The following is a 9905-nucleotide window of genomic DNA, read 5'->3' as shown; positions in this document are numbered from 1 at the left end:
GATTAAAGTCAAAAAGGGGCTAATCATGGCAAAAAAATGGCAAACTAAAATTACATTAAACACAAAAGAAGAGACATATATTAGAGGCTATCCGTTAACTCAGATGATTGGAAAGCTTACATTTTCAGAAAGCATTTATCTTTTGTTAAAAGGAGAACTTCCAACAGAAAATGAAAAAAGGATGTTTGATGCAATCTTTACATCTGTAATAGACCATGGAGTTGCACCACCATCTGTTGTAGCACTTAGAAATGTAATCTCCGGCGGAAATCAACTTCACGTTGGCGTCGCAGCAGGTGTTTTAGCTTTTGGAGAATATCATGGTGGAGCTTTAGAAGATGCCATGAAATTCTTTCAAGAATACGCAAAAGATGAAGAAGATATTTATGGACTTGCAGAAAGAATAGCTAAAAAAGCTGTAGAAGAAAAATGGAGAATCTCCGGCTATGGACATAAGTTTTACAAAGATTTTGACCCAAGAAGCAAAAAATTGTTAGATTTGGCAAAAGAGCTTGGATTTTATGGTAAACATTGTGAGTTTGCTGTATCCTTAGAAGATGCAATAGAAAAAATAAAAGGAAAAAAGCTTGTTTTAAATGTAGATGGAGCAATTGCAGCCATTACATCAGATATGGGCTTTGATTACAGACTTGGAAAAGGATTTTTTATAATCGGTAGAATACCCGGTTTAGTTGCACACGCATTTGAAGAGCTAACAGAAGGAGTTATTTTTAGAAGACTTGATGAAGAAACAGAAATAGAATACTTAGGAAACCCACCAAGAGAGCTTTGACTGAAAGAGAAAATCTAAAAAGAAATTTAATAATATTTTCAGCTTCTTTATTTCTTTTTATAGTAGGCAATTACTATATTTTTGGAAAGCTTGAAAAGGTCAAAGATGTTTTAAATCCATATGTCTTTCTTTTTATACTTAATCTTGACCTAATCTTTTTTATCATCATTTTTGCATATACTCTAAGGTATCTTATAAAAATACTGTTTGAGGAAGGGATTAAAGGAAAGCTAAAAATAAAACTTACACTTATTTTAATCTCGTTTGTCGTTATACCTTCATTAATACTTTTTACAGTGTCGGTATCAATAATTTCAAGTGCAACAAACTTATGGTTTGCCGGAAAGGTTGGCAATGCCCTTGGAAAGTTAGATGAGATAATAAGCCAAAACATTCAATCCAATCAAGATTGGCTTTACAAAGTTTATAGATTAATTGATGAGAATAAAATAGACCCAAAAGACGCAGTTGATATTTTTAATTTAAGAACGTTGACGATCTATGACACCGACGGAAGATTGATTCAATTTTATGGCAAGCCTTACGATAAAGAAGTTTTTGATGCATTGTACAAAGATGGTTTTAGCGTTTATGAAAATAAAATAGTTTTTGGTGGTAAGCTAAAAGCAAATCAGAAAATAATCCTTGTTTACGAATTTCCAAAAGAGCTTTTACTGTCAAAAGAAGACACAGCTTTAATTTTACAAATTTATAATGACCTAAAAAACTATAAAGCGCCAATTAGAATAAGCTACATTTTAATTTTACTTACAATTACAATGGCTGTAATTTTTGCCACTGTATGGTTTAGTAGGTTTATTGTCAATAACATCACAAAACCTGTTGAAGCATTGGTAGAAGGGGCAAAAAGACTATCAGAAGGAGATTTAAACGTAAAAATAAACCTTGAGTCTCAAGATGAATTTGGCATATTGATTGAAGAATTCAATAGAATGGTTGAAAGATTAAATCTACTGTATAAAAAACTTGAAGAAAGGAACGCTGTCTTAAGAAAGAATAAAGAATACTTGGAAACAATTTTAAACAACATTAGTACAGGTGTAATATACTCATCAGAAGATGGCAAAATCGAAAATATAAACAATGCAGCAACCTTTATTTTAGGTCAAGATGTTCTAAATTTTAGAAAAAGTGATATTCAAGAATTTGCAAAGTTTTTAAATGTAAATCTTGATAGTAAAAAAGAGCAGATAATAGAAAAAGGCGGTAGAACGCTTATAGTTAAGGTCAGTAACATAAGAGATAAAGGTTTTGTTATAGTTTTTGATGACATTACAGATATAATAGCAGCACAAAAGCTAAGTATGTGGAAAGATGTGGCACAAAGAATAGCCCATGAAATAAAAAATCCATTAACTCCAATAAAACTATCGGCAGAAAGAATACTAAGAAGCTGGAAAAAACGAAATCCAAACTTTGATGAGATCGTTGAAAATTCAGTAAGAATAATCACTCAAGAGACAGACTATTTAGCAAATCTCGTAAGAGAGTTTAATCAGTTTGGAAATTCTTTGTCTGGATTAAACCTTCAAGAAATTGATTTATGCACCCTTCTAAGAGAGATTACAGAAAGCTATAGAGATGAAAAATTTAGTATTTATATTGAGTGTGAGGGTGATTTTAAGATAAAAGGAGATTTAAAGCTTTTAAAACAAGCATTCATAAATATCGTCCAAAATAGCTATGAAGAGGCAAGCAGTTTAAAAATCTCTGTTTATAAAGAAGACAACAAGATTAAAATTATCTTCAAAGACAATGGAAAAGGTGTTAGCAAAGAAGATGCTAACAAAATATTCTTACCTTACTACTCTAAAAAACCAAAAGGAAGTGGACTTGGGCTATCAATAGCGAAAGAAGTTGTAGAAAAACACAAAGGTAAAATCTATGCAGTACCATCTTCTGAAGGTGGTATATTTATAATAGAGTTGAGCGAGGAGGCATAAATTGAGAATGAATGTTTACAAAAATCAACGTAAGAGTATTTAAAAATTTTGTAAATTTGCCCTTACTTGTCACCCTGAGGACAAAGTCCGAAGGATCTCTTTTTTAATTTTTTGACTTGAAAAGAAAGACATGAGATTCTTCGCACGGTTGCAGAATGACAGCATGATTTAGAACAGTCTCGTCAGAATGACAGCGTGGATTTTTGTAAGCAGTCTCCTTTCTCACTTATCTTATCTTTAACGTTGATAATGCTATAATTGATAATAATAAAGAAATTATCCACACTCTAACAACTATTTTTGGTTCAGGAAGTCCTGCCAATTCAAAATGATGATGAATCGGAGCCATTTTAAACAGCCTCTTACCACCTGTCAATCTAAAATATGCTACCTGTGCAATTACCGATAAAGTTTCTACTACAAAGATGCCGCCAACAACTGCAAGGATTAGTTCTTGTTTTGTAATTATAGATGCTAATCCCAAAACTGCTCCAATTGATAATGACCCAGCATCCCCCATAAACATTTCAGCCGGAAAAGAGTTAAACCACAGAAAACCAAGACCACCGCCTAACAACGCCATTAAGAAAACCGTTATCTCTCCACTTCCATCTATGTAAGGTATAAATAAATACCTTGATAATACTGCGTTACCGGTTATGTATGCAAAGATTGAAAACGTTGCAACGGATATTAAAGAAGGGCCTATTGCCAAGCCATCAAGACCATCTGTTAAATTCACAGCGTTAGACGCTCCAACGATTATGAAAATCATCCAAAATAGATAAAACACTCCCAAATCAATAGATAAATTTTTAAAAAACGGAACATATAAAACTGTATTAAATTTTGGATAAGTATAAAGAATAAAAGCTACAATAGAAGCCGCCGAAAGTTGCATAAGAAACTTAGCTTTTGAAGATAGTCCTTTTTTATCTTTTATTTTTTTATAATCATCGATAAATCCAATCAGTCCAAATGATAAAAATGTTAAGATTAAAAGCCATACATATAGATTATCTAATCTACACCATAATAAAGATGTTAAACTTACAACAATCAAAATCATCACGCCGCCCATTGTTGGTGTGTGCTTTTTCATCTGATGCCAGTCTGGTGTATCTTCTCTTACATAACCACCTTGCTTATTCTGAAAAATTTTTAATTTATTAATTACATAAGGACCAATAAGCAATGAAATAAAAAATGCAGTAATTAATGCATAAAAACCTCTGAATGTTATATATTTAAAAAGATTAATATCAAAGTACTCATAAAATAAATGATAAAACATAACCTCTCCTTAGCATCTATTTATTGAAAATAGCCTATCTAATATTATTGCGGCAGCATTTCTTACAGAAAGATGATTATAATCGCCCGGACCTAAAATAGGTTCTAATATATAATCGCAGCTTGAAACTAACTCCTCAGGCATTCCCCAACCTGTGCCAAAAAGGATCAAAAATATTTCATCTTTATTTTTCAGAATTTCTCTCATCTCACCATAACTTACAGTTTGTGGGTATTTTTTTGCAGACGTACCTATTAACTTAGGATATTTTCCTTTTTCTTTCTTTATTTCTTCAAGCATCTGTGTAATGGATGAGACAACTCTTACCATACTACCGGCCATAGACCTTTTTGGATTGAATTTAGAGCCAAATCCTTCTGTCCAATATTTAAGTTGTTCTTTGATGATAAACTGTTGCGCTTCTAATGGTTGGACTATGTAATATGCTTGGAGTTCATATGTTCTTACCGGTCTTGCTACATCATGAAAGTCTAAGGTTGTAAATGATGTACATACCCATCTTCCTTCTTTATTCTTTGCCGGATAGTGGATAACAGAAATATAAACATTGTCGTTTGTCAATTCTGCCTCCTTTTATTCTTTATATTTCTGAGCTATTTCTGACTTTTCAATTCTAATATTTATAAACTACTTAGCTTTTCTTTTACTTCATCCAAGCTTTGACTTTTTCCAACTAATCTTAAAATTTGCTTTAGAGTTTCTATATTATCTATTTGATTAACTTTTTCTACTATAGATTTATCAACTACTCCAAACTTTACATCTATCAAATCTATTATATTCTCTCTTAAACTTTCTATTTTTCCTTCTATTTTTCCTTCCATCCTTGCTTCCATTTTCAATTTTTCAGTGAATAACATCATCTTTTCTTCACCTCCTGTTATCTCTTTAAAAACTTCTTTAACTTTCTCATAATCTTTTTTTACTAATACAAGATAATTAAGAATTATAACAAAACAATCTTCCGAACATTCAACTATCACATCTTTGAGTAAAGTTTTTATCCTTTCTAACCTATCATGAATGTGCTTCATTATCAATATTTCCATGATTAAATCAACATTTTTCTTTAAGTACCTTTTTAGATTTTCATCTTCTATTTTGTTTAGATCTATGAGGATATAGTTAAGTTTTTGGATGTATTTGTCTAACTCTTCATCTTCTATATCTGGAATGGTTGTCGGAAAGTTCCATTTTGTCTGTCCATGATAAAAGACTATGTTTATGATTGGTGGATAGTAATCTTTTTCTTTTAATGCTTCTTCCCAAATAACGGCGTTGTACTGCATAAGCTGAAGTGGTAGTTTTTTGTCTACATATGATTTATGTTCAAATATTAATCTTATATATGCTTCTTTGTCGTTTAGCTTACATTTGTAAAGCAGGTCAAGAAAATGTTTTTTCTGATTGTTTGAGAATTTTTCTGATGGTACTAACTCTAAGGAGCTTAGCTGTATTTTTTGAGACAGGTCGGGTAGAAAAATACTAAGAAAGTCTTGGACGTTTTTTGAGTTTGAGAATACTTGCTTAAAAAACCAATCGTGAGGTTGTATACTTTCTTTGTTTTCCACTCTAACTCCTATCCTGTTCGTCGTTTTAAATCATTTCTTTTTCATTCTATTACACAAAAAATAACCATCCAAATGTCTTGCAAGTTTCGCATAAGTCCCAAATTTTAATAACTCTTGCAAAAGATGTGAATGAAAAAATTAAAACAAGTCCAATTACGAAAACCAAAATCTCTCATTTTACTTTTTTATGCTGGTTGTATGTTATCCTTAACCAATTTATAAATAAAACTGTCTACAACAGCCTGCCAAGATGCTTCTATAATGTTATCTGAGACTCCAACAGTACCCCATTTTTTTGTTTTATCTCTACTTTCGATCAACACTCTTATTTTTGCTGCTGTTCCACCACTTTCATTCACGATTCTAACTTTGTAGTCTATAAGCTCAACCTCTGCTAAAGATGGATACTTAGATATTAAAGCTTTTTTTAAAGCATTATCAAGTGCGTTAACCGGTCCATGTCCAAGGGATGCTGTATGCTCATAATGATTTTCTATTCTTATTCTTACAGTAGCTTCAGATATAGGTGTTTTGTCTGTATATCTGCGTGCTATTAAAACTCTATAAGCATCAAGGTCGAAATACTTTGGTAGCGTTCCAAGATGTTTTCTTATAAGTAATTCTAAGGACGCTTCTGCCGCCTCAAAATGATATCCTTGATTCTCAAGCTCTTTTATTTCTTGAACAAGAGATACTAATCTTTCATCTTTTTCATCTATTTCTATACCTATTTCTCTTGCTTTATAAATAATATTACTCTTACCTGCCAAGTCTGAAACAAGAACTTTTCTTCTGTTTCCAACTTCTTCAGGTAAAATATGCTCATAACTTCTTGGATTTTTAAGAACAGCCGATGCGTGGACACCGCCTTTATGAGCAAACGCACTATCTCCTACATACGGCATATTTTTAGGAACAGGCATGTTTAAAATATCGGAGACAAAGTTTGAAATTTCTTTTAATCTTCTTAGATTTTCTCTTGGTATTGCCTCATATCCAAGTTTTAACATAAGGTTTGGTATTATAGAACAAAGGTTTGCATTTCCACATCTTTCACCAATACCGTTTATAGTTCCATGAATTTGAATAGCTCCATTTAAGACTGCAACAATTGAGTTCCAAACAGCTGTGTCTGAGTCATTATGAGTATGAATTCCAAGTTTTGCAGTGATTCCGGCGTCCTTTACAGCTTTAAAAGCTTTTTCTATATCTGTTGGAAGACTTCCGCCGTTTGTATCACAAAGTATTAAATAATCTGCTCCTGCTTCTTGTGCTGTTTTTAAAACTTTAATTGCATATTCAGGATTTTCTTTAAATCCATCAAAAAAGTGTTCAGCATCAAATATTACTTCGTTAGTGTATTTTTTTAAATAGACGATAGAATCGTAAATCATTTCAAGATTTTTTTCTAAGGTTGTTTTAAGTGCTTCATTAACATGTAGATCCCATGATTTCCCAAAAATTGTAATAGCAGGTGTCTCTGCCTTTATCAGGTCTTGAATCTGCGGATCATCTTCGACCTTTAAGTTTGTTCTTCTTGTAGAACCAAATGCTGTTAGCTTTGTGTTTTTAAGATTTAGTTTTTTAGCCTCTTTAAAAAATGCCATATCTTTTGGATTAGAGCCTGGCCATCCGCCTTCTATATAATGAACACCAAAATCTGCAAGTTTTTCTGCTATTCTTAATTTATCTTCAACAGAAACACTAACACCCTCAGCCTGAGTACCATCTCTAAGAGTTGTATCGTATATTAAAACTTTCTTTTCCATTTTACAACCTCACATTTATACCTTTATTTTTTAGAAAGCTTTTAAGCTCAGAAATCTCTATTTCTTTAAAATGAAATAAAGATGCAGCAAGACATGCATCAGCCTTTCCATATTCAAATGCTTCATAAAAATGCTGAACGTTGCCGGCTCCACCGGATGCGATAACAGGTATTTTAACAGTCTCTGAAACGGCTTTTGTAAGTTCTATATCATATCCGCTTTTTGTTCCATCTTTGTCCATAGAAGTAAGAAGTATTTCGCCAGCTCCAAGGCTCTCTACCGCTTTAGCCCATTCTATCGCGTCTATTCCTGTAGGGGTCCTTCCACCGTGAATGTAAACTTCCCATTTGTTTTCTCCCACTTTTTTAGCATCTATCGCCACTACGATAGTTGAAGAGCCAAATCTAATTGCTGCACTTTCTACGAGAGATGGATTTTTTACAGCTGCTGTATTGATAGAAACTTTATCTGCACCATTTTCAAGAAGCTTTCTAATATCTTCTAACGACCTAACACCACCACCAACGGTTAAAGGCATAAAAACAGTTTCCGCTGTCTTTTTAACAACATCTAAAATTATATTTCTATCTTCAGATGATGCAGTTATATCAAGAAATACAAGCTCGTCTGCACCTTCTTTATCATATACAGATGCAATTTCAACAGGGTCTCCTGCATCTATAAGATTCACAAAATTGACACCTTTTACAACTCTTCCTTTATCAACATCAAGACAAGGTATAATTCTTTTGGCTAACAACTCTTAACTCCTAATATAATAAATAGTTATTTTAACATACCTCGGGATAAGAAATTAGTGTTTTTTATAAAATTTAAAAATGAGACTCTTCGGACTTACGTCCTCAGGATGACTGTCAGAGGTTGATTAATAAATATCAGAGAAAGGATAACCTAAGATGCCATTCTAAGCGTAAGCGAAGTACCTCCTTTTTCCTCTTTTTAGAAGAAGAAATCTGTTAGATAAAAATCTTTATAATTTTAAAAATAAAGGTAAAGCTATACCTAATACATTCTGTAGCTTTCAAAAATTTTGCAGAACTCTCAATGCTGCCTACGGTAAATTTTCTATTTCTTCGATATTTAAACCTTTTAAAAACTCTCTAAAAGATAAATCTACTTCTATGCCTTCATTTTCAAGAATCTTTTTAAACTGCTGAACCATTTTATTTCCATGCTTGTCCAAATCAAAAAGTATTATTACTTTATTGTACTTTTCTAAGATTTTCTCGGCAACATCATAAAATCTCTGACCTTTTAGAACGATTATATTCTGTATTCCATAGTTTGATAACTTTCTCAAATCATTAATTCCTTCTACCAAAACGCATACATCCGATTTTATAGACTCTTCTCTAAGTTTTTCTTTCCAATCTTCAAAGCTTTGGAGTTCACTCAACTTACTTTTTTCCAAATAATTTTTTAATAAGCTCTATAATCTTTAATAAGATAGATTTATCTTTTTTAGCTTCATGAAGAATTTGTTTGACTACTTCTTCGCCTTTCGCATCTTTTAATTTATTTGTAATTACTAAAAATACTTCTAAAGGATTAAAAGGTATTTCAAAAACTTCAGCTGCGCCCATTGCTTTGTAATAATCTGTATCGTCTTTTGTTATATTCTCTGCTATTATAATAAATGGAACATCTTTTAATGATTCATCTCTTTTCATAAATGCTAAAACTTGGAGCGAAGGAATGTTGTCAACCTTTGGATGAGCTACCACTCCATGGAAATTTCTATCCTTTGCCAAAATATCCAATGCTTCCTTTACTGACCCTATTTTTATTACTTCTGATTGACTAAGTGAAGCTACTTCATCTAATATTGTATATATCTCTTCACTTTTACCTAAATATAATATCCTCATCGTCAATACCTCTTTGTTATACGAAAGTAATCTCTGGTAAAACTGGAATTATTTTTTTCTCATAAGCTTCTTTTAAAAATAGTTCTATTGCTTTTTTCCCTCTTTCTCCGTAGTCTACTGTTAAGTCATTCACATACATTCCTATGAATTTATCTGCCTTGTCTTTTGTTATTCCTCTTGCATATTTTAATGCATATTCAACTGCTTCATCTCTGTGTGCTAAGGAGTACTTTATGCTTTCCCTTAATATTTCGGAAATTTCTTTCATTACTTCAGTTCCAAGGTCTTTTCTGACTACGTTGCCACCAAGTGGAAGCGGAAGACCTCCTGATTTTTCATACCACCATTTTCCTAAATCAACAATACATTTTAAACCTTCGTCTTGGTAAGTTAGCTGTTCTTCGTGAATTATCAGCCCGGCGTCAACCTTTCCTTCCTTTACAGCATCTATAATTTGGTCAAATGGAAATACTACATAATTTATATCTGGCTCATAAAGTTTTAAGGCTAAAAACGCAGATGTCAGCGTACCGGGAACAGCTATTGTTTTATTCTTTAATTCGTTAGCCGGAAACTCTTCTTTTGCTACTACCATAGGTCCGTA

The 9905-nt window shown here is 32.3% G+C and carries 10 protein-coding genes; 2 read left to right on the top strand and 8 right to left on the bottom strand.

Annotated elements, in window-relative coordinates; all coding sequences use genetic code 11:
• Positions 1 to 25 precede the first annotated feature (25 nt).
• Both SULYE_RS03020 and SULYE_RS03015 read left to right on the top strand, forming a co-directional pair.
• Positions 26 to 793, top strand: a complete 768-nt coding sequence (locus SULYE_RS03020; RefSeq protein WP_007546385.1) for a citryl-CoA lyase — start codon at positions 26 to 28, stop codon at positions 791 to 793.
• On the top strand, positions 790 to 2757 hold the full coding sequence (locus SULYE_RS03015; RefSeq protein ID WP_007546384.1) for a sensor histidine kinase: 1968 nt from the start codon (positions 790 to 792) through the stop codon (positions 2755 to 2757). The genes SULYE_RS03020 and SULYE_RS03015 overlap by 4 nt, the downstream gene beginning before the upstream one ends.
• A 226-nt stretch (positions 2758 to 2983) precedes the next feature.
• Here the strand turns inward: SULYE_RS03015 and mraY are convergent, their stop codons facing one another.
• The 8 genes from mraY to SULYE_RS02975 all read right to left on the bottom strand — a co-directional run.
• Positions 2984 to 4051: a phospho-N-acetylmuramoyl-pentapeptide-transferase gene (gene mraY, locus SULYE_RS03010; RefSeq protein WP_007546383.1), complete on the bottom strand. Its 1068-nt coding sequence runs from the start codon at positions 4049 to 4051 to the stop codon at positions 2984 to 2986.
• A gap of 9 nt (positions 4052 to 4060) precedes the next feature.
• Complete coding sequence (locus SULYE_RS03005) at positions 4061 to 4633, bottom strand: RNA methyltransferase (RefSeq protein WP_007546381.1); 573 nt, start codon at positions 4631 to 4633, stop codon at positions 4061 to 4063.
• Between the two features lie 59 nt (positions 4634 to 4692).
• Positions 4693 to 5643 carry an Rpn family recombination-promoting nuclease/putative transposase gene (locus tag SULYE_RS03000; protein WP_007546379.1) on the bottom strand — a complete coding sequence of 317 codons (951 nt, stop codon included), beginning with the start codon at positions 5641 to 5643 and terminating at the stop codon, positions 4693 to 4695.
• Between the two features lie 185 nt (positions 5644 to 5828).
• On the bottom strand, positions 5829 to 7412 hold the full coding sequence (cimA, locus tag SULYE_RS02995; RefSeq protein ID WP_007546377.1) for a citramalate synthase: 1584 nt from the start codon (positions 7410 to 7412) through the stop codon (positions 5829 to 5831).
• 1 nt (position 7413) lies between these two features.
• Complete coding sequence (hisF, locus tag SULYE_RS02990) at positions 7414 to 8172, bottom strand: imidazole glycerol phosphate synthase subunit HisF (RefSeq protein WP_007546375.1); 759 nt, start codon at positions 8170 to 8172, stop codon at positions 7414 to 7416.
• A 312-nt stretch (positions 8173 to 8484) separates the two neighbouring features.
• Positions 8485 to 8829, bottom strand: coding sequence for a toprim domain-containing protein (locus SULYE_RS02985; protein WP_007546373.1), 345 nt, complete (start codon positions 8827 to 8829; stop codon positions 8485 to 8487).
• Between the two features lies 1 nt (position 8830).
• Entirely contained in the window at positions 8831 to 9301 is a 471-nt protein-coding gene (locus SULYE_RS02980; protein WP_007546371.1) for a response regulator, read from the bottom strand.
• 16 nt (positions 9302 to 9317) lie between these two features.
• On the bottom strand, positions 9318 to 9905 hold a 588-nt coding region (locus SULYE_RS02975), incomplete at its 5' end, for an MqnA/MqnD/SBP family protein (protein ID WP_007546369.1).

Source organism: Sulfurihydrogenibium yellowstonense SS-5 (assembly GCF_000173615.1).
Classification (GTDB): domain Bacteria; phylum Aquificota; class Aquificia; order Aquificales; family Hydrogenothermaceae; genus Sulfurihydrogenibium; species Sulfurihydrogenibium yellowstonense.
This window is presented reverse-complemented; position numbering and strand designations above follow the sequence as displayed.

Excerpts from the sequence above, each read along its gene's own strand:
- mraY (WP_007546383.1), bottom strand. The coding sequence starts at position 4,051 with ATGTTTTATCATTTATTTTATGAGTACTTTGATATTAATCTTTTTAAA.
- cimA (WP_007546377.1), bottom strand. The coding sequence starts at position 7,412 with ATGGAAAAGAAAGTTTTAATATACGATACAACTCTTAGAGATGGTACT.
- SULYE_RS02980 (WP_007546371.1), bottom strand. The coding sequence starts at position 9,301 with ATGAGGATATTATATTTAGGTAAAAGTGAAGAGATATATACAATATTA.
- SULYE_RS03020 (WP_007546385.1), top strand. The coding sequence starts at position 26 with ATGGCAAAAAAATGGCAAACTAAAATTACATTAAACACAAAAGAAGAG.